We start from the raw sequence: 19745 nt of genomic DNA, 5'->3' as shown, positions 1-19745 counted from the left end.
GTGCTCGACAGGTTCAAGCAGTTCTGGCAGGGCGTCATGCTCGCCCCCTTCGTCAACCTCTTCGTCCGACTGGGCATCAGTCCCGACGTGGTGACGCTGGTCGGCACCCTCGGGGTGAGCTTCGGGGCGCTGTTCTTCTTCCCGCGCGGGATGGTGTGGGAGGGCGTGCTGTTCATCACCGCGTTCGTCTTCAGCGACCTCATCGACGGCGCCATGGCCCGCAAGACCGGTCGCACCGACGACTTCGGCGCCTTCCTCGACTCCACGCTCGACCGCATCGCCGACGGCGCGCTGTTCGCCGGCCTGGCGCTCTTCTTCGCCTGGCAGCGCGAGAGCCACCTCTACCTCGTGCTGTGCCTGGTCATCCTGGTCATGGGCGCGGTGACGTCGTACGCCCGCGCCAAGGCCGACCACCTCCACTACGACGCCAAGGTCGGCATCGCCGAGCGGCCAGACCGCCTCGTCGGCATGCTCGTCCCGGCCTTCTTCGCCGACGTGCTCGACCTCTGGATCCTGCTCGACGTCGCGCTGTGGGCGCTGGCCGTGGCCGCCACCGTGACGGTCGTGCAGCGCGTCTGGGTCGTACGCCGTCAGGCGCTCGCGCGGGCGGCCGCGCAGGCCTGAGCGGTGGCCTGATCGAGGGCCTGGTCGAGGGCCCGGCCCGGTGCATCCTTTGGGATGAGCCCGCACTACGATTGGGCCATGGCTGAGCACACCCCCCAGACGCCCTCCCAGACGTCTCCCGAGACCCCCGTCGAGCACGGCACGAGCCGCGTCAAGCGCGGCATGGCCGAGATGCTCAAGGGCGGCGTCATCATGGACGTCGTCACCGCCGAGCAGGCCAAGATCGCCGAGGACGCCGGCGCCGTCGCCGTGATGGCGCTGGAGCGTGTCCCCGCCGACATCCGCGCCCAGGGCGGCGTGTCGCGCATGAGCGACCCGGACATGATCGACTCGATCATCGAGGCCGTGTCGATCCCGGTGATGGCCAAGGCCCGCATCGGCCACTTCGCCGAGGCGCAGGTCCTGCAGTCCCTCGGCGTCGACTACATCGACGAGTCCGAGGTGCTGACCCCGGCCGACTACGCCAACCACATCGACAAGTGGAAGTTTACCGTCCCGTTCGTGTGCGGTGCGACCAACCTCGGCGAGGCGCTGCGCCGCATCACCGAGGGCGCGGCGATGATCCGCTCCAAGGGCGAGGCAGGCACCGGCGACGTGTCCAACGCCGTCATGCACATGCGCACGATCGGCGGCGAGCTGCGCCGCCTGCACGGCATGAGCGAGGACGAGCTCTACGTCGCGGCCAAGGAGCTGCAGGCCCCCTACGAGCTGGTCAAGGAGGTCGCCGCCGCGGGCAAGCTCCCGGTCGTGCTCTTCACCGCGGGCGGCATCGCCACCCCCGCCGACGCGGCGATGATGATGCAGCTCGGCGCCGAGGGCGTCTTCGTCGGCTCGGGCATCTTCAAGTCCGGCAACCCGGCCGAGCGTGCCGAGGCGATCGTCAAGGCCACGACGTTCTTCGACGACCCCGACGTGGTCGCCAAGGTGTCGCGCGGCCTCGGCGAGGCCATGGTCGGCATCAACGTCGACGAGATCCCGCAGCCGCACCGCCTCGCCGAGCGCGGCTGGTAGTCCTCATCGCACGGCGTCGGTCAGCACACCGGCGGCGTGGGTGAACCCGTAGGCCTCCTCGCCCGGCTGGGCGGGGAGGCCGAGGCGTATCACCATGGTCCGTGTCGACGGGTCCACCAGCAGCACCTGGCCGCCGAAGCCCAGCGCTGCGTAGAGGTCGTCCGGTGCGAAGTCCGCGAGCTGCCCCGTGACCGGGCGCAGGGGTTGGCCCTGCGCGTCCACCGGGTCGGTCGCCCCGCGGATCGGCCCGGGCCGGTTGAGCCACCACAGGTAGCCGTAGGCGGCGTTGTGCACGGTGGAGGAGCGACCGACGGCCCGCTCGACGTAGCCCTTGTCCAGCAGGCGGGCGCCACCCACCTCGCCGCGCCCGAGGTAGAGCGAGCCCAGCCGCGCCAGGTCGAGGCACGTGGTGTGCAGGCCGTAGAAGACCGCGGCGTCGTCGGCGCGGTCGGTGATGAAGGTCGAGTGCCTCATCCCGAGCGGCTCGAAGAGGCGCTCGCGGGCGAACCTCTCGACCGGCATCCCGGTCGCCTCCTCGAGCACCGGCTCGAGCACCTGGATGGCGGCGTTGTTGTACGCCCAGGCGCTGCCGGGGGCGTACTGCTGGGGGAGGCCGACGGCGTACCTCGTCCGGCTCCGCGCGCGCAGCAGCCCGCCGTAGTCGGTCTCCAGCGACCAGAACCGGCCGCTGTCGTTGGACAGCAGGTTGCGCACCGTCACCGTCTCCGAGGCGGTGCCGCGCCACTGCGGGACGTAGCGCGAGACCCGGTCGTCGAGACGCAGGTCGCCGTCGCGCACCGCGATGCCCACCAAGGTGCTGGTGACGGACTTGGTGATCGAGAAGACCTCGCGCGGCACGTCGCGGCCGGTGCCGAAGTTCCAGTCGCGCGCCAGCCGGCCGCGGCGCAGCACCGCGAAGCAGGTCGACCCCAGGCGCCTGGCCTCGGCTGCGCCCTCACGCAGGGCGCTGCCTCGCAGGCCGAGCGAGGAGGGGGAGGCGGTGGGCCAGCCGTCGACCCGGGCCGGCGCTGGCGACGAGGCGTAGGACGCCGGCGCGGCCGGGGTGGCGTACGCCGTCGAGGCGAGGACGGCGGCCAGCGCCAGCAGGGCTGCGAGGCGGCGGGTGCGCATGGGTCGAGGATAGGGCTGCCGCGACCCGCCTGACGTGCGGCGACCCGGCGGTCCTACCCTCCCTGTGTGCCTGCCGCCCAGCCCGTCATCGGCGTCCTCGCCCTCCAGGGAGACGTCCGCGAGCACCTCGCAGCCCTGCGGTCGCTGGGCGCCGACCCCGTCCCCGTACGTCGCCCCGCCGAGCTCGCCGCGTGCGACGGCCTGGTCCTCCCGGGCGGGGAGTCCACCACCATGGTCAAGCTGGCCCGCATCTTCGACCTGCTCGAGCCGCTGCGCGAGGCCGTGCGCGACGGCCTGCCGGCCTTCGGCACCTGCGCCGGGATGATCCTGCTGGCCGACCGGATCGAGGACGGCGCCGCCGGCCAGGAGACGATCGGCGGCCTGCACATCACCGTGCGGCGCAACGCGTTCGGCCGCCAGGTCGACTCCTTCGAGGAGGACCTCCACCTCGACGGGCTGGTCGACCCGGTGCGCGCGGTCTTCATCCGGGCGCCGTGGGTGGAGGCCGTGGACGACGACGTCGAGGTGCTCGCGCGCGTGGAGACCGGTCCGGCCACGGGTAGGATCGTGGCGGTCCGTCAAGGCCCCCTGATGGCGACCTCGTTCCATCCCGAGGTCGGCAGCGACGACCGCGTCCACGGCATGTTCGTGGACCTGGTCCGCTCGGCCCGCTGACGCACCGACACCACCCGCGACAGATCCACGCGACAGATAGAGGGACTCATGTCAGGCCACTCCAAGTGGGCAACGACCAAGCACAAGAAGGCCGCGATCGACGCCAAGCGCGGCAAGCTCTTCGCGAAGCTCATCAAGAACATCGAGGTGGCGGCCAAGCAGGGTGGCGGCGACCCCGCCGGCAACCCCACGCTCTACGACGCGATCCAGAAGGCCAAGAAGAGCTCGGTCCCCAACAAGAACATCGACTCCGCGCTCAAGCGCGGCTCCGGCGCCGAGTCGGGTGGGGTCGACTACAAGTCGATCTCCTACGAGGTCTACGGCCCCCAGGGCGTCGCGATCCTCGTCGAGTGCCTCACCGACAACACCAACCGTGCCGCGATGGAGGTCCGCACCGCCGTCACCCGCAACGGCGGCACCATGGCCGACCCCGGCTCGGTCTCGCGCCTGTTCGCCCGCAAGGGCGTCGTCATGGTGCCCAAGGTCCAGGAGGACCGTGAGGTCACCGAGGACGACGTGCTCGAGGCGACCCTCGACGCCGGCGCCGAGGAGGTCAACGACCTCGACGAGGCCTTCCAGGTGCAGAGCGAGGCCACCGACGTGGTCGCCGTCCGCACGGCGCTCCAGGACGCGGGCATCGACTACGACTCCGCCGACGTGGAGTTCGTCGCCAGCCTCGAGATCCCGGTCGACGCCGACGGCGCCGGCAAGGTGATGCACCTCGTCGACGTCCTCGAGGACCTCGACGACGTGCAGGACGTCTTCACCAACGTGGACATCCCCGCCGACGTCCTCGCCGAGCTCGAGGCCGCCGACGCCTGAGCCGGGTCGGCCAGCTGATCCGCCAGCCGCTGTAACGCCGGGTTGATGCTTGTTCTACCCATGTTCTACGGGGTGGCCTACAAGCATCAACCCGGCGTTACATCGGGAGTCGCCGGAGGCCAGCCTTCCCACGGCTCAGCCGCTCCGGCGCCGCCGCGAGGCGGGGAGGACGTACGGCGCCAGGTCGTCGATCGACGTCCCGAACCGGCGGCAGGTGTCGGACTGCTCGCGGTGCAGCCGCGCCAGTGCCGCCTGCCGACCCGCTCCGCAGTCGTACGCGGTGATGCGGGAGACGCCGAGCTTGAATCCGCCCAGGAAGTCCTGCCGCTCCTTCTCCTTGCGCAGCACCTGCCGGGCCGCAGCTGGGTCGTCGGGGTACTTCAGCAAGCCGTCGACCTCGAAGACGTGCCTGCCCACGCGGATGTCGCACCAGGCCTCGCGGCGCCCGTCCGAGATGCCGAACTGGGTGTGCGGCACGCCGACACCCAGCTCGAGCACGAGCTCGCGACCCACGGACTCGAGGTAGCTCTCGGCGCCCGCGTCGGCGTGCTCGATGCACCAGCGCATCACGGTGCTTCCCGGCCAGCAGTGCATGCGTGCGAACGCGTCCGCGAGCTCATCCCGTGTCACGCCGAGCCGGAGCGCGGCGTCGCACGCTGCGAGGCCGGCGGCCCGCCCGTGCTCGCGCGCCATGTCGAGGGCGGTCCGCGCGGGGTCGAGCACGCGCAGGCCGCCGACCTCGACCACCTCGGCGCGGACGTACGGCGCTCGGTGGTGCTTGATGCCGGCCCGTACCGCGTCGCCGTGCACCTTGGCGCGGCTGATGTGGACCAGCGCCGACTCCGGCGAGGGGGCGCCCATCTCGAGCGCGATGGAGGAGGAGTCGTGGCTGAACGCGTACGACGTCGCCTGCAGGCTGAGGGTGGCAGCGCGGATGCGCAGGAGGGGCTTCTCCCGGTAGGGCTCCGCGGCGTCCCACACGTCGGCGTCGGCGAGCACCCCGCGGCGCACCGGCACCAGCCTCCCGGCGCGGACGAGGCGGCATACGTCGCCCCGGTGCGACACCAGCTCCAGCGCCTGCGCATGGGTGATCAGACCGTGCTGGCGCCGGAGGAGGGCGAAGGCGGGGAGGTACATGCGTCCGAGGCTCGTCCGGATGTCGTGCACACGGCCACCAGTCCGCCGAGCGCCTGTGGGCAACGGCCGACTCCCGCTGCCTGTGCAGGCCTCGTGGCCCGGCACGCCCCGGCCGGTGCCCGAGCTCGGTCGCGACGCCCGGTTGTAACGCCGGGTTGACGCTTGTTCTACTAGTGCTCTGGAGGGGTGCCTACAAGCACCAACCCGGCGTTACAGCGGGCGCGCCCGGAAGCGGCGCCGCGCCGCGTGTCGTACGCCGTCGCGCACCCGCCGCGGGTTAGCGTGTCCGCACGAACATGTGTTCGGACGGATCCGGTCTGCTGGGAGGTGCGTGCGTGCGGGTGCTCGGCATCGACCCCGGCCTGACGCGCTGTGGCGTGGGCGTCGTCGACGGCAGCGTCGGACGCCCGCTGACCATGGTCGACGTCGGCGTGGTGCGCACCAGCTCGTCGCTGCCGGTCGCCGAGCGGCTGGTCACCATCGAGAAGGGCCTCGAGGCCTGGATCGAGGAGCACCGGCCCGACGCGGTCGCCGTCGAGCGGGTCTTCGCCCGCTCCGACGTGAGCACGATCATGGGCACCGCCCAGGCCAGCGGCATCGCGCTCGTCGTCGCCGCACGCCGGGGGCTGCCCATCGCCATGCACACCCCGAGCGAGGTCAAAGCGGCGGTCTCCGGCAACGGCCGCGCCGACAAGGCGCAGGTCGGAGCGATGGTCGTGCGCATCCTGCGCCTCCCGGAGCTGCCCAAGCCCGCTGACGCCGCCGACGCGCTCGCCCTGGCCATCACCCACGTGTGGCGAGGGTCCGCGCAGTCACGCCTCGACGCCGCCGTCGCCCAGGCCGGCCCCCGACGCACCACCTACGTGAGGACCCGATGATCGCCTTCGTCCGCGGCGAGGTCGCCGCCGTCACCCTGACCAGCGCCGTCCTCGAGGTCGGCGGGGTCGGCCTCGAGCTGATGTGCACCCCCGGCACCCTCGCCACGCTGCGCGTCGGCCGTCAGGCGATGCTCCCCACCAGCATGGTGGTCCGCGAGGACAGCCTCACCGTCTTCGGCTTCCTCGACGAGGACGAGAAGCAGGTCTTCGAGATCGTGCAGACCGCCTCGGGCGTCGGCCCCAAGGTCGCCCAGGCGATCGTCGCGGTGATGAGCCCCGACGACGTGCGCAGGGCCATCACCACCGAGGACGTCAAGGCGCTGACCCGCGTGCCGGGCATCGGCCAGAAGGGCGCCCAGCGCATCATCCTCGAGCTCAAGGACCGCATCGGCCCCCCGGTCGGCACCCACCCCGGCACCGCCGCGCAGCCCACCGGTGCGCCGTGGCGCGACCAGGTGCAGCAGGGTCTCATCGGCCTGGGCTGGTCGGCGAAGGAGTCGGAGAAGGCGGTCGAGGCCGTGGCGCCCGAGGCCGGTGACGTGCCCGACGTCGGGGCGTTGCTGCGTGCCGCGCTCCGCACGCTGAGCAGGGCGTGAGCGCGTGAACTGGGACGACGACACCGACGTCGACGCCTACGACGACGTCGAGCTCACCGCGGCCGAGCTCGGCCACCTGCAGCGGCTCACCGACGCCGAGGCCGACGGCGACGAGCGTGCCGTCGAGGCGGCGCTGCGCCCCAAGACCCTCGACGAGGTCGTCGGGCAGGCCCGCGTGCGCGACCAGCTCGGACTGGTGCTCGAGGCCGCCCGCCGGCGCGGGCGCGCGCCCGACCACGTGCTGCTCTCCGGTCCGCCCGGGCTCGGCAAGACGACGCTGGCGATGATCATCGCCGCCGAGATGAGCACCCCGCTGCGCCTGACCAGCGGCCCGGCCATCACCCACGCCGGCGACCTGGCCGCCATCCTCTCGGGGCTCAACGAGGGCGACGTGCTCTTCGTCGACGAGATCCACCGGATGTCGCGCCCGGCCGAGGAGATGCTCTACATGGCCATGGAGGACTTCCGGGTCGACGTGATCATCGGCAAGGGGCCCGGCGCCACTGCGATCCCGCTCGAGATCCCGCCCTTCACCCTCGTGGGCGCCACCACGCGCGCCGGCCTGCTGCCCGGGCCCCTGCGCGACCGGTTCGGCTTCACGGCCCACCTCGAGTTCTACGAGCCCCACGAGCTCGACCAGATCGTGCACCGCTCCGCCGGGCTGCTCGGCGTGCACCTCACCACCGAGGGCTCCGGCGAGATCGCGTCGCGTTCGCGCGGCACGCCCCGCATCGCCAACCGGCTGCTGCGCCGGGTGCGCGACTACGCGCAGGTGCGCGCCGACGGGGTGCTGAGCCTGACCGTGGCCCAGGCGGCGCTCGAGCTCTTCGAGGTCGACGAGTCCGGGCTCGACCGCCTCGACCGCGCCGTGCTCGACGTGCTGTGCCGCCGCTTCGGCGGGGGCCCGGTGGGCATCTCGACGCTGGCCGTCGCGGTCGGGGAGGAGCGCGAGACCGTCGAGGAGGTCGCCGAGCCCTTCCTGGTCCGCTCCGGCCTGCTCGCCCGTACGCCCCGGGGGCGCGTCGCGACGCCCGCCGCGTGGCACCACCTCGGCCTGACGCCGCCCGCGCTCCCGACGGCCGACTCCAGCCTCTTCGACGAGATGTGAGGGCTGGGAGTCCGACGCGTAGACTCCACGCGCTCAGACCCCCACCTCTCCGAGGAGCAACCCGGCCGTGAACGACCTCGCAGCACTCCTGCCCCTGGTGGCCATCCTGGCCCTGTTCTGGTTCATGGTGATCCGCCCGCAGCAGCGCCGCCAGCGCGAGGTCTCCGCGCTGCAGAACAGCATCCAGGTCGGCCAGCGCGTGATGATGTCGTCGGGCATCTACGGCACCGTCACCTCGATCACTGACGACACCGCGCACCTCGAGGTCGCGCCCGGCACCGTCATCGAGATCGCCCGCGCCGCGATCGCCAAGGTCGACTCCCCGATGCACGACCAGGCTGACGGCGTGGCCGACGGGCCGGTCGACGGTGCCTGACCGGCGTACGGCCCAGGAGGCGCTGGAGCGCCTCACCATCGACGTGCCGGACTGGCCCCAGGCGGGCGTGACCTTCAAGGACATCACGCCCGTCCTGGCCGACCACCACGCGTTCTCGGCGATCATCACCGCCCTCGCGGCGGCCGGCCGCGACGACCACGGCAACGTCGTGGTCGACAAGGTCGTCGGCATGGAGGCGCGCGGCTTCATCCTGGCCGCGCCGGTCGCGCTCGCCCTCGGCATCGGCTTCGTCCCGGTGCGCAAGGCCGGCAAGCTGCCGCGCGAGGCCCACGCGGTCAGCTACAGCCTGGAGTACGGCGAGGCCACGCTCGAGGTGCACCGCGACGCGATCGGCGCGGGGGAGCGCGTGCTCCTGGTCGACGACGTGCTCGCCACCGGCGGGACCGTCGCCGCCACGCGCCAGCTCGTCGAGGCCTGCGGCGGGATCGCCTCGGGCGTCTCGGTGCTGATGGAGCTCGGCTTCCTCGACCCGCGATCGCTCACCGGCGACCTCCCCGTCGCCACCCTGCTCACCATCTGAGCCCACCCCATTCCGTGACCCCGCGAGGCGGGCCACCAGACGGTGCGTCACTAGACTGAGCCAATGGCAGAGGACACGGTGCCCGCGCAGGAGGCCAAGGCGCCCCTGACCGCGCGCGGCATGCGTGCTCGGCTCGCCCGCGTCGGCACCCGGCCGCCGTCGTCCAACCCGGTCCTGGAGCCGCTCTTCCGCGCGGTGCGCGCCAACCACCCCAAGGCCGACCTGGCCCTGCTCGAGCGGGCCTACGCCGTCGCCGACAAGTGGCACACCGGCCAGATGCGCAAGAGCGGCGACCCCTACATCACCCACCCGCTCGCGGTCACCACGATCCTCGCCGACATCGGCATGACCGAGCCCACGCTCGTCGCGGCGCTGCTGCACGACACGGTCGAGGACACGCCCTACACGCTGGAGGCGCTGCGCGCCGACTTCGGTGACGAGGTCGCGCTCCTCGTCGACGGCGTCACCAAGCTCGACAAGGTGCAGTACGGCGCCTCGGCGCAGGCCGAGACCATCCGCAAGATGATCGTGGCGATGTCGCGCGACATCCGGGTGCTGGTCATCAAGCTCGCCGACCGGCTGCACAACATGCGCACCCTGCGCTACGTCCCGGCCGCCTCGCAGGAGCGCTCCTCGCGCGAGACCCTCGACATCTACGCACCGCTGGCGCACCGGCTCGGCATGAACACGCTGAAGTGGGAGCTGGAGGACCTCGCGTTCGCCACGCTGCACCCCAAGATCTACGACGAGATCGTGCGGATGGTCGCCGAGCGCGCCCCTTCGCGCGACCAGTTCCTCGCCGAGGTCGTCCAGGACATCGAGGAGGACCTCAAGTCCGCGCGGATCAACGCCAAGGTCACCGGTCGCCCGAAGCACTACTACTCGATCTACCAGAAGATGATCGTGGGCGGTCGCGACTTCTCCGACATCTACGACCTGGTCGGGATCCGGATCCTCGTCGACGAGGACCGTGACTGCTACAGCGCGCTCGGCGTCATCCACTCGCGGTGGAACCCGGTGCTGGGGCGGTTCAAGGACTACGTCGCGATGCCGAAGTTCAACATGTACCAGTCGCTCCACACCACCGTCATCGGGCCGCAGGGCAAGCCGGTCGAGGTGCAGATCCGCACCTTCGCCCAGCACCGGCGCGCGGAGTACGGCGTCGCGGCGCACTGGAAGTACAAGGAGAACTCCAAGGCCGGCGTGGACACCGACCGCCTCGGCGACAAGGACGACCTCACCTGGCTGCGCCAGCTGCTCGACTGGCAGAGCGAGGTCGAGGACCCGGGGGAGTTCCTGGAGTCCCTGCGCTTCGAGATGAACCAGGCGCAGGTCTACGTCTTCACCCCGCGTGGCGACGTCATCCCGCTGCCGTCGGGCGCGACACCGGTCGACTTCGCCTACGCCGTCCACACCGAGGTGGGCCACCACACGATCGGCTCGCGGGTCAACGGCCGCCTCGTGCCGCTGGAGTCCACCCTCGACAACGGCGACGTGGTGGAGGTCTTCACCTCCAAGGCGCCCACGGCCGGCCCCTCACGCGACTGGCTCAACTTCGTCCAGTCGCCACGCGCCCGTTCCAAGATCCGCCAGTGGTTCACCAAGGAGCGGCGCGAGGAGGCGATCGAGCACGGCAAGGACCAGATCGCCAAGCTCATGCGCAAGGAGGGCCTTCCCCTCACCCGCCTGATGACCCACGACGTGCTGTCGCTGGTCGCCGAGCACTTCCACCACGCCGACGTGTCCGCGCTCTACGCAGCCGTCGGCGAGGGCAACCTCAGCGCCCAGGCCGTCGTACGCCGTGTCATCGACCTGCACGGCGGCAACGACGGCGCAGCCGAGGACATGTCCGAGGCCGTCACCATCACCGGGCGCTCGCGCGCCAAGCGCGCCTCACCGACCGACTCGGGCGTCATCGTGCCGGGCGTCGACGACCTGTGGGTCAAGCTCGCCAAGTGCTGCACGCCCGTGCCCCCCGACCCGATCCTGGGCTTCGTCACCAAGGGCGGCGGAGTCTCGGTGCACCGCCGCGACTGCACCAACGCCTCCAGCCTGCTCGGCCAGCCCGAGCGCGTGCTCGAGGTCGAGTGGGCGCCGACGTCGCAGTCGACCTTCCTGGTCAACATCCAGGTGGAGGCGCTCGACCGTGCGCGACTGCTCTCCGACATCACGATGGCGCTCTCGGACGCCCACGTGAACATCCTCAGCGCGACGCTCTCCACCACGCGCGACCGCGTGGCCAAGAGCCGGTTCTCCTTCGAGATGGCCGACGCGGCCCACCTCGACGGCGTGCTGCGCGCCGTGCGCGCGGTGCCGGGCGTCTTCGACGCCTACCGCGTCACCGCCTGATCCGGGCGGGACGCGGCAGGGCGATCAGCCGAAGTCGGCCGCGGCCTTGCGGGCCATGTCGAGGAAGGCCTGCTTGTTGGCGAGCTCGGACTCGAGGTCCTTGACCTTGCGGTCGTCTCCCGCGGCGGACGCCTTGTCGAGCTTGGCCTGCGTCTCGGCGATGCCGGCCTCGAGCTTGCCGATCATGTCGTCGGCGCGAGCGGACTTCTCGGGGTCGCTGCGGCTCCACTGCTCGTCCTCGACGGCGCGGATGGCCTGCTCCACCTTGCGCATGCGGCCCTCGAGGTCCTTCATGCGGTCGCGCGGCACCTTGCCGGCCGCGTCCCAGCGGTCGGCGAGGTCGCGGAAGGTCTTCTTGGTGGCCTCGAGGTCCTGGACCGGCACCAGCTTCTCGGCCTCGAGCAGGATCTGCTCCTTGACCTCGGCGTTGGCGGCGAACTCCTGGTCGAGCGCCGCGTTGGTGGCGTCGCGGGCGCCGAAGAACGTGTCCTGGGCGCCACGGAACTGCTGCCACAGCTGGTCGTCGACGTCGCGGGGAGCGGGGCCGGCGGCCTTCCACTCGCGCATCAGGTCGCGGTACTTGCCGGCGGTGGGACCCCACTCGGTGGAGGACGAGAGCGCCTCGGCCTCCTTGACCAGGCGCTCCTTGATGACGCGCGCGGAGTCGCGGCGCTCGTGCTCCTCGGCGAAGTGCGCCTTGCGGTGGCGGGTGTACGTCGTGCGCGCGGTGGAGAAGCGGCGCCACAGGGAGTCGTCGGTGGCGCGGTCGAGCCGCGGCAGCTCCTTCCACGCCGCGAGCAGGTCGCGCAGCCGGTTGGCACCGTTGCGCCAGTCGGTGCCGGCGGCGAGGCGCTCGGCCTCGACGACCAGCTTCTCCTTCTCCGCCTTCGTCTCGGCGCTCTTCTGGGCGCGCTCCTCGCGGCGGGCCGCGCGCTGGGTGGCGATCACCGGGGCCAGCGCGTCGAGGCGCGCGGCGAGGGACACCAGGTCACCGACGGCGTGCGCGTCGACGACCTGCTCACGCAGCGCCTTGCTCGACGAGGCCGCCTCCTCAGGGGCCAGCCGGCCCGAGGCGACGCGCTGCTCGAGCAGGCGAACCTTGCCCTCCAGCTCCTCGAACCGTTTGGTGAAGAACTCCAGGGCCTCGGCCGGCGTGCCGGCCTCGTAGGACCCGACGGATCGCTCCCCATCGGCGGTGCGGACGTAGACGGTGCCGTCCTCGGCCACCCGGCCCCACGGCATCGCTGCCCGGGCCGAGTCGTCTGCGGACTGCTTGTCGGCGCTCATGGTCGCCCATCGTAGTCATGGCCCGGAGCGCCCTCGGTAGGCTTCCCACCTGAGCCCGACCTCCCCACCAGACAAGCAAGGACTGACGCCCGTGTTCATCGCCGGCTTCCCCGCCGGGCCCTGGGGCACCAACTGCTACGTCGTGGCGACCGGTCCCGGGACCGAGTGCGTCGTCATCGACCCCGGCAAGGACGCCGCCGAAGGCGTCGCCCAGGTCGTCCGCGAGCACAAGCTCAAGCCCGTGAGCGTGCTGGTCACCCACGGCCACGTCGACCACATGTGGTGCGTCGCCCCGGTCGCGGGCACCTACGACGCCACGGCGTGGATCCACCCTGCCGACCGGCACCTGCTCGCCGACCCGATGGCCGGCATGAGCCCGGAGACGACCCGGATGCTGCTCGGCGGCGACCACTCCTGGGCCGAGCCCGACGACGTGCGCGAGCTGACCGACCTCGCCGAGCTCGAGCTGGCGGGGCTGCGGTTCGTCGTCGACCACGCACCCGGGCACACCGAGGGCTCGGTCACCTTCCGCACGCCGTACGCCGAGCACGAGGTCTCCGAGCTGATGTTCTCCGGCGACCTGCTCTTCGCCGGCTCCATCGGTCGCACCGACCTGCCGGGCGGCGACCACGCGAAGATGCTGCGCAGCCTCGCCGAGAAGGTGCTGCCCCTGGCCGACGACGTCGTCGTGCTGCCGGGCCACGGCGAGCAGACCTCCATCGGCCGCGAGCGCGCCACCAACCCCTATCTCCAGGACCTGTCATGAGCAAGATCCGCCCGCTCAGCGGGTTCCCCGAGCTGCTGCCTGCCCAGCGCGCGGTCGAGCGCGAGGTCATCGCGTCGCTGTCACGCACCTTCGAGCTGCACGGCTTCGCCAACATCGAGACCCGCGTCGTGGAGCCGATCGAGCGCCTGGCCAAGGGGGGCGAGATCGACAAGGAGATCTACGTCCTCCAGCGCATCGCCGCCGACGCAGATGCGAAGGCCGAGCTTGGGCTGCACTTCGACCTCACCGTGCCGTTCGCGCGCTACGTCCTCGAGCACGCCGGCCACCTCGAGTTCCCGTTCCGCCGCTTCCAGGTGCAGCCCGCGTGGCGCGGTGAGAGGCCCCAAGAGGGCCGTTACCGCCAGTTCACGCAGGCCGATGTCGACGTCGTGGGTCGCGACGAGCTGCCGTTCCACCACGACGTCGAGGTGATGTCGGTGATGGTCGACGCCCTCGCGCGGCTGCCCATCCCGCGGGTGTCGTTCCAGTTCAACAACCGCAAGCTCATCCAGGGCTTCTACCGCGGCCTGGGCATCGCCGACGTCACCGAGGCCATCCGGGTGATCGACAAGCTCGACAAGCTGCCTGCCGACGAGGTCGCGCGGATGCTCGTCGAGCGGGTCGGCGCCACGTCCGAGCAGGCGCAGCGGTGCCTCGAGCTGGCCACCATCCGCGTCGAGGACGCCTCCTTCGTGGAGCAGGTCCGCGCCCTCGGGGTCACCGACGAGCTGCTCGACCAGGGACTCGAGGAGCTCGCCGCCGTCGTCGAGGGCTGCCGTGCCGTCGCCGGCGACCGGGTCGGGGTCGAGGCCAACCTCCGCATCGCGCGCGGCCTGGACTACTACACCGGGACCGTCGTCGAGATCTTCATGGAGGGCTATGAGCGCCTCAAGTCGGTCGGCGGTGGAGGGCGCTACGACGCGCTCGCCAGCGACGGTCGTACGACCTACCCCGGCGTCGGGGTGTCCTTCGGGGTCTCGCGCACGATCGTCCCGCTGATCGCCGACGGCGTCCTCGCCGGCAGCCGCGCCGTGCCGAGCGCCGTGCTCGTCGCCCTCAACACCGAGGACGACCGTGAGGCGAGCACCCGGGTCGCCGCCGCCCTCCGATCGCGCGAAATCGCTTGCGAAGTGGCACCGGCACCAGCGAAGTTCGGCAAGCAGATCCGCCTCGCCGAGCGGCGGGGCATCCCCTTCGTCTGGTTCGTCCAGGACGACTCCACCCACCAGGTCAAGGACATCCGCACCGGCGAGCAGGTCGACGCGGACCCCGCCACCTGGACCCCGCCCGAGGCCGATCTGAGGCCCACCATCATCAGCACAGCCAGCACCACCAGTCATCCAGAGGAGAACCAGTGATCCGCACCCATGACGCCGGCGCCCTGCGCGCCGAGGACGTCGGCCAGACCGTCACGCTCGCCGGGTGGGTGGCGCGGCGACGCGATCACGGCGGCGTGGCGTTCCTGGACCTGCGCGAGGCCAGCGGCGTCGTCCAGGTCGTCGTGCGCGACGAGGCCGTCGCCCACACCCTGCGCAGCGAGTTCTGCCTCAAGGTCACCGGCGAGGTCGTCGCCCGCAAGGCCGGAAATGAGAACCCCAACCTGGCCACCGGCGACATCGAGGTCGTGGCCAGCGAGGTCGAGGTGCTCTCCGCCTCCGACCCCCTGCCGTTCCCCATCGACGACGCGTCCGGCCACAAGGGCGGTGAGGTCGGCGAGGAGGCGCGCCTCAAGCACCGCTACCTCGACCTGCGCCGATCCGGCCCCAACGCCGCGCTGCGCCTGCGCTCGAAGATCAACAAGGCCGCGCGCGACGTGCTCGACGCCCGCGACTTCGTCGAGGTGGAGACCCCCACGCTCACCCGGTCCACGCCCGAGGGCGCCCGCGACTTCCTGGTGCCGGCGCGCCTCGCGCCGGGCAGCTGGTACGCCCTGCCGCAGAGCCCGCAGCTGTTCAAGCAGCTGCTCATGGTCGGTGGCATGGAGCGCTACTACCAGATCGCGCGGTGCTACCGCGACGAGGACTTCCGCGCCGACCGCCAGCCCGAGTTCACCCAGCTCGACATCGAGATGAGCTTCGTGGACCAGGAGGACGTCATCGAGCTGATGGAGGACGTCCTCGAGGCGATGTGGGCCCAGGCCGGCCACACCATCCAGCGGCCGCTGCCGCGGATGACGTACGCCGAGGCGATGGCGAAGTACGGCTCCGACAAGCCCGACCTCCGCATGGGCCTCGAGCTCGTCGAGTGCACCGACTACTTCGCGGACACCACCTTCCGCGTCTTCCAGGCCGACTACGTCGGCGCCGTCGTCATGCCCGGCGGCGGCAGCCAGCCGCGCCGGCAGTTCGACGCCTGGCAGGACTGGGCCAAGCAGCGCGGCGCCAAGGGCCTGGCCTACGTCACCATCGCCGAGGACGGTGAGCTCGGTGGCCCCGTGGCCAAGAACCTCAGCGACTCCGAGCGCGCGGGCCTCGCTGCCCACGTCGGCGCCCAGCCCGGTGACTGCATCTTCTTCGCCGCCGGCCCGGCGAAGAGCAGCCGCGCGCTGCTGGGAGCCGCGCGCCTGGAGATCGGCCGTCGCGGCGACATGCTCGACGACTCGACGTTCGCCTTCACGTGGGTCGTCGACGCCCCGCTCTTCGAGCCGAGCTCCGACGCGGTCGCCAGTGGCGACGTCGCTGTGGGCGCGGGTGCCTGGACCGCGGTGCACCACGCGTTCACCAGCCCCAAGCCCGAGTTCGTCGACACCTTCGACACCGACCCCGGCAGCGCGCTGGCCTACGCCTACGACATCGTCTGCAACGGCAACGAGCTGGGCGGGGGGTCCATCCGTATCCACCGCGGCGACATCCAGAAGCGTGTCTTCTCCGTGATGGGGCTGGGGGAGGAGGAGGCGCAGGAGAAGTTCGGCTTCCTCCTCGACGCCTTCAAGTTCGGCGCCCCCCCGCACGGCGGCATCGCCGTGGGCATGGACCGCATCGTCGCGCTCCTCGCGGGCACCGACTCGATCCGCGACGTGATCGCCTTCCCGAAGTCCGGCGGCGGCTACGACCCGCTCACGGCGGCGCCGGCGCCGATCACGCCCGAGCAGCGCAAGGAGGCGGGCGTGGACGCCACGCCCGAGAAGGACGCGCAGAAGGACGATCAGAAGGACGAGCAGAAGGCCTGATCGGGCCGACTCGCCGGGCGCCGGTCCTCGTGGAGGACCGGCGCCCGTGCGCGCTCGAGGTCGAAGGAAGTTGCGTCCGTGGGCCGATCCCGCGGACGTTTGCCGTGACCGCCCGGCCGACTCGTCGTAACGGGATCGTTACGCGTCAGTGATCGTTCGTGCGGCGCGGGTCACATAGAGTCCCGTCTCGGCGCAGGCCCCGGGGGACCCCCGGAGCGCGTCGTGACAGTTCCCGAACCAGATGGGGAGAGCATGTCGGCAGAGACCGCAGGACCGGAGACGCTGGGCTCGTTGAGCAACGAGCCCGAGCACCAGGATCCCAACAGCCAGCAGGCGAAGGAGATCTCCGGCAAGTCACCGCTGCGGATCGCGCTGGGTCGACTGGCCCGCGACAAGGTCGCGGTGCTGTGTGCACTCGTCGTCCTCTTCTTCATCATCTGCGCCGTCTTCGCCGGCCCCATCAGCAAGCTCTTCGGGGTCTCGCTCGACACGGGCCTGGCCAGCGAGTACGTCGACGGTCTCAACAACGGCCTGCCCAAGCCGGAGATGGGCCCGCCCAACGGCCCGTTCACGTGGGACCACCCGATGGGCGTGGCGCCGCGCACCGGCCAGGACAACCTGGCCTACTGGCTCTACGGCTGCCGGGTCTCGCTGACGATCGCGACCTCGGCCGCCATCTTCGCCTCCACCGTCGGCGTCGTCATCGGCCTGGTGAGCGGCTTCCTCGGCGGAGCGGTCGACAAGGTGCTGTCGTTCTTCATCGACATGTTCCTCACCATCCCGTTCCTGCTCGCCGCGCTGACGCTGGCGCCGATCCTCAACGAGCGCTTCAACACCTCCGACAACTACTCCACGATCCAGAAGATCAGCCTCATCTGCGTGCTGGCGGTCTTCGGGTGGATGGGCACCGCGCGCCTGATCCGCGGTGAGGTGCTCTCGCTGCGCGAGCGCGAGTTCGTCCAGGCGGCCCGGGTGATGGGCATGCCCACCTCGCGCATCCTGTTCAAGGAGCTGCTGCCCAACCTGGCGGCGCCCATCATCATCAGCATCTCGCTGATGCTGCCCGCCTTCGTGGCCCTCGAGGCCGGACTGGCGTTCCTCGGCATCGGCGTCACCGACGGCGTGTCGTGGGGCCAGATGATCCTCGACGCCGCCACCCCGGTCTACTTCCGGGACTACCCGCAGTACCTGTGGCAGCCGATGGTCGGCGTGGTCGCCCTGGTGCTGTCCCTCAACCTCCTGGGTGACGCGATCCGCGACGCCCTCGACCCCAAGACCCGCCGCTGAGCCCAGCTCGGCCAAGGTCACTGCACGTCGCCGGAGACGCCGTCCTCGGTGAGAACAAAAAGGAAAGGCTGGACAGCATGAAGCGGAACAAGCCGCTCGCGCTCGTCGCTGGCGCCGCTCTTCTGACCCTCGCTGCCTGTGGTGGCGGTTCGTCGGACAACGGCAACGGCGATGGAGGCACGGACAGGAAGATCGGCGCGCAGGAAGGAGGGTCCAAGGACGCGGAGCGTCAGGGCCCCGCTCCTGAGGTCGACGGCGCGGCCGCCGGTGGCACCATCACGGTGTACCTCCCCGGCGACCCGGGTCCCGACTCGCTCGACCCGACCGGTGGCTGGTCGGTCACCGGCAACTCCATCCAGCAGGCCCTCACGAGCCGTTCGCTGACCCAGTACTCGCGTGACGAGAACGGCCAGCCCGTGCTGGTTCCCGACCTCGCCACCGACCTGGGCACCCCGAACGACGACTACACGGAGTGGACCTTCACCATCCGTGACGACGCCACGTGGGAGGACGGCAAGCCCGTCACCGCCGAAGAGGTCGCGTTCGGCATCTGCCGCTCGCTGGACTCGGAGGCGTTCCCGTCGGGCCCCGGCACCGAGTACTCCAAGACGTACTTCGCCGGCGCCGCTGACTACAAGGGTCCCTACACCGGCAAGGACCCCAACTGCGAGAAGTACGACGGCATCTCCGTCGACGGCCAGGACATCACCATCAAGATGGAGAAGCCCTTCCCGGACATGGACTACTGGGGCGCCTTCATGGCGATGGGCCCGGCCCCGCTCGGCAACGCCTCCAAGCCGCCGAACTACGGCACCAAGCCGCTCTCCAACGGCCCCTACAAGGTCGACAGCTACAAGCCCAACGAGGAGCTCGTCCTCGTCAAGAACGACCAGTGGTCCGCTGACTCCGACCCGGCCCGTCACCAGTACGCCGACGAGTTCGTGTTCAAGTTCAACCAGGACCAGGCCAAGGTCGACGAGATCATGCTCTCGGACAACTCCGACAGCCAGACCGCCGTCTCCACCGGCCTCGGTTCGGGCAACTACAACGACGCCAACGCGCAGCTGGGCGACCGCCTGGTGCAGCAGACGTCGCAGTGCGTGTCCACGCTGACCCCGGACTACACCAAGATCACCGACATCAACGTCCGCAAGGCGCTCGCCTACGCGTACCCCTACGAGGACGTGTGGATCTCCGGCGGCGAGGTCCCGGGCGTGACCCGCGACTACGCCAACTCGATCATGCCTCCCGGCATGGCGGGCAAGAAGGACTTCTTCGTCGACGGCGAGCAGATCAAGTACGACCCCGAGAAGTCCAAGGAGCTCCTGGCGGAGGCCGGCTACGGTGACAAGCCGTACCCGATCACCATGGTCTACTACGAGGTCGACCCGCTGGCCAAGGACGCACAGGACCAGATCACCAAGGGCTTCGAGGCCGGTGGCTTCTCCGTCAAGGCCATCCCGGTCCAGGAGTCGCCCTACAACATCTGGCTCGACCCCGACAACAAGGTCAACAAGAAGCTGAACCTCCGTGGCGTCAACTGGTGCTCGGACTGGCCCGCCGGTTCGACCATGCTCCCGCCGCTGCTGAAGACCGACGCTGTCTACAACACCGCGTTCTTCTCCGAGTCCTCCGTGGACGACGAGATGGACAACATCGCGACCCTCCCGCTCGAGGACCAGGCCGGCGCCTGGGGTGACCTCGACGAGAAGATCATGACGGACTACTTCCCGATCATCCCGACCGCGTTCCGCAACGACCTGTTCGTGTTCGGCTCGAAGATCGGCAACCCGACGGGCGATGGCTCGATCGGTGCGCCGAACTACAAGGACCTGTACGTCATGCAGTGATCCTGGTGCTCTCGTCCTCACCTGAGAGCGCCACCCAGCACCAACCAGCACCATGTAGCAACCACTGACGGGTGGGGGCTCCCGGACCGGGAGCCCCCACTCGCCAGCCCGGACCCGGTAGGCTGTCCTGCCTCGGGG

The 19745-nt window shown here is 70.8% G+C and carries 18 protein-coding genes; 15 read left to right on the top strand and 3 right to left on the bottom strand.

The genetic code is table 11. The features are described 5' to 3' along the window. On the top strand, nucleotides 1–624 hold the full coding sequence (pgsA, locus tag ASG76_RS18080; RefSeq protein ID WP_056606885.1) for a phosphatidylinositol phosphate synthase: 624 nt from the start codon (nucleotides 1–3) through the stop codon (nucleotides 622–624). A gap of 78 nt (nucleotides 625–702) precedes the next feature. Then, the gene (gene pdxS / locus ASG76_RS18075) at nucleotides 703–1635 is read left to right on the top strand and encodes a pyridoxal 5'-phosphate synthase lyase subunit PdxS (protein WP_056606882.1); all 933 of its coding nucleotides are present in this window, start codon (nucleotides 703–705) and stop codon (nucleotides 1633–1635) included. Nucleotides 1636–1638: 3 nt separating this feature from the next. Here the strand turns inward: pdxS and ASG76_RS18070 are convergent, their stop codons facing one another. Further along, a complete protein-coding gene (locus ASG76_RS18070; RefSeq protein WP_056606879.1) occupies nucleotides 1639–2766 on the bottom strand; it encodes a serine hydrolase domain-containing protein in 1128 nt (375 codons plus the stop codon). Between the two features lie 66 nt (nucleotides 2767–2832). Between ASG76_RS18070 and pdxT the strand changes: the two genes are divergently transcribed. After that, on the top strand, nucleotides 2833–3441 hold the full coding sequence (pdxT, locus tag ASG76_RS18065) for a pyridoxal 5'-phosphate synthase glutaminase subunit PdxT (RefSeq protein ID WP_056606877.1): 609 nt from the start codon (nucleotides 2833–2835) through the stop codon (nucleotides 3439–3441). A 48-nt stretch (nucleotides 3442–3489) separates the two neighbouring features. Next, on the top strand, nucleotides 3490–4263 hold the full coding sequence (locus ASG76_RS18060; protein ID WP_056606874.1) for a YebC/PmpR family DNA-binding transcriptional regulator: 774 nt from the start codon (nucleotides 3490–3492) through the stop codon (nucleotides 4261–4263). Nucleotides 4264–4398: 135 nt separating this feature from the next. On the opposite strand, the gene ASG76_RS18055 is transcribed toward ASG76_RS18060, so the two are convergent. Further along, a complete protein-coding gene (locus ASG76_RS18055) occupies nucleotides 4399–5400 on the bottom strand; it encodes a type IV toxin-antitoxin system AbiEi family antitoxin domain-containing protein (RefSeq protein WP_157559195.1) in 1002 nt (333 codons plus the stop codon). 296 nt (nucleotides 5401–5696) lie between these two features. On the opposite strand from ASG76_RS18055, the gene ruvC reads away from it, so the two are divergent. The 6 genes from ruvC to ASG76_RS18025 all read left to right on the top strand — a co-directional run bounded on the left by ruvC (nucleotide 5697) and on the right by ASG76_RS18025 (nucleotide 11248). Continuing rightward, a complete protein-coding gene (gene ruvC, locus ASG76_RS18050) occupies nucleotides 5697–6278 on the top strand; it encodes a crossover junction endodeoxyribonuclease RuvC (protein ID WP_235529737.1) in 582 nt (193 codons plus the stop codon). After that, nucleotides 6275–6874 (top strand): Holliday junction branch migration protein RuvA, encoded by a 600-nt coding sequence (gene ruvA, locus ASG76_RS18045; protein WP_056606829.1) that lies wholly within the window; start codon nucleotides 6275–6277, stop codon nucleotides 6872–6874. Before ruvC ends, ruvA begins: the two co-directional genes overlap by 4 nt. Before the next feature lie 76 nt (nucleotides 6875–6950). Continuing rightward, the gene (gene ruvB / locus ASG76_RS18040) at nucleotides 6951–7982 is read left to right on the top strand and encodes a Holliday junction branch migration DNA helicase RuvB (RefSeq protein ID WP_200948248.1); all 1032 of its coding nucleotides are present in this window, start codon (nucleotides 6951–6953) and stop codon (nucleotides 7980–7982) included. Between the two features lie 67 nt (nucleotides 7983–8049). Beyond that, nucleotides 8050–8358, top strand: a complete 309-nt coding sequence (gene yajC, locus ASG76_RS18035) for a preprotein translocase subunit YajC (protein WP_056606823.1) — start codon at nucleotides 8050–8052, stop codon at nucleotides 8356–8358. Next, nucleotides 8351–8899, top strand: coding sequence for an adenine phosphoribosyltransferase (locus ASG76_RS18030; protein ID WP_056606820.1), 549 nt, complete (start codon nucleotides 8351–8353; stop codon nucleotides 8897–8899). Before yajC ends, ASG76_RS18030 begins: the two co-directional genes overlap by 8 nt. A gap of 63 nt (nucleotides 8900–8962) precedes the next feature. Continuing rightward, nucleotides 8963–11248 carry a RelA/SpoT family protein gene (locus tag ASG76_RS18025; protein WP_235529735.1) on the top strand — a complete coding sequence of 762 codons (2286 nt, stop codon included), beginning with the start codon at nucleotides 8963–8965 and terminating at the stop codon, nucleotides 11246–11248. 24 nt (nucleotides 11249–11272) lie between these two features. Here the strand turns inward: ASG76_RS18025 and ASG76_RS18020 are convergent, their stop codons facing one another. After that, nucleotides 11273–12535, bottom strand: coding sequence for a DUF349 domain-containing protein (locus ASG76_RS18020; protein WP_056606817.1), 1263 nt, complete (start codon nucleotides 12533–12535; stop codon nucleotides 11273–11275). Nucleotides 12536–12626: 91 nt separating this feature from the next. On the opposite strand from ASG76_RS18020, the gene ASG76_RS18015 reads away from it, so the two are divergent. From ASG76_RS18015 to ASG76_RS17995, 5 genes are all read left to right on the top strand, one after another. After that, nucleotides 12627–13301, top strand: a complete 675-nt coding sequence (locus ASG76_RS18015; RefSeq protein ID WP_056606814.1) for an MBL fold metallo-hydrolase — start codon at nucleotides 12627–12629, stop codon at nucleotides 13299–13301. Continuing rightward, nucleotides 13298–14659 carry a histidine--tRNA ligase gene (hisS, locus tag ASG76_RS18010; RefSeq protein WP_056606811.1) on the top strand — a complete coding sequence of 454 codons (1362 nt, stop codon included), beginning with the start codon at nucleotides 13298–13300 and terminating at the stop codon, nucleotides 14657–14659. Before ASG76_RS18015 ends, hisS begins: the two co-directional genes overlap by 4 nt. Next, nucleotides 14656–16470, top strand: coding sequence for an aspartate--tRNA ligase (gene aspS / locus ASG76_RS18005; protein WP_056606808.1), 1815 nt, complete (start codon nucleotides 14656–14658; stop codon nucleotides 16468–16470). Before hisS ends, aspS begins: the two co-directional genes overlap by 4 nt. Before the next feature lie 252 nt (nucleotides 16471–16722). Continuing rightward, nucleotides 16723–17757, top strand: a complete 1035-nt coding sequence (locus tag ASG76_RS18000) for an ABC transporter permease (RefSeq protein ID WP_056606805.1) — start codon at nucleotides 16723–16725, stop codon at nucleotides 17755–17757. 77 nt (nucleotides 17758–17834) lie between these two features. Continuing rightward, complete coding sequence (locus ASG76_RS17995; protein ID WP_056606802.1) at nucleotides 17835–19607, top strand: ABC transporter substrate-binding protein; 1773 nt, start codon at nucleotides 17835–17837, stop codon at nucleotides 19605–19607. The last annotated feature ends 138 nt before the right edge of the window (nucleotides 19608–19745 follow it).

Origin of the sequence: Nocardioides sp. Soil774, from assembly GCF_001428125.1 — a bacterium.
Taxonomy (GTDB): Bacteria; Actinomycetota; Actinomycetes; order Propionibacteriales; family Nocardioidaceae; genus Nocardioides.
Note: the sequence above shows the minus strand (reverse complement) of the source record. Positions and strands in the feature narration are given on the sequence as shown.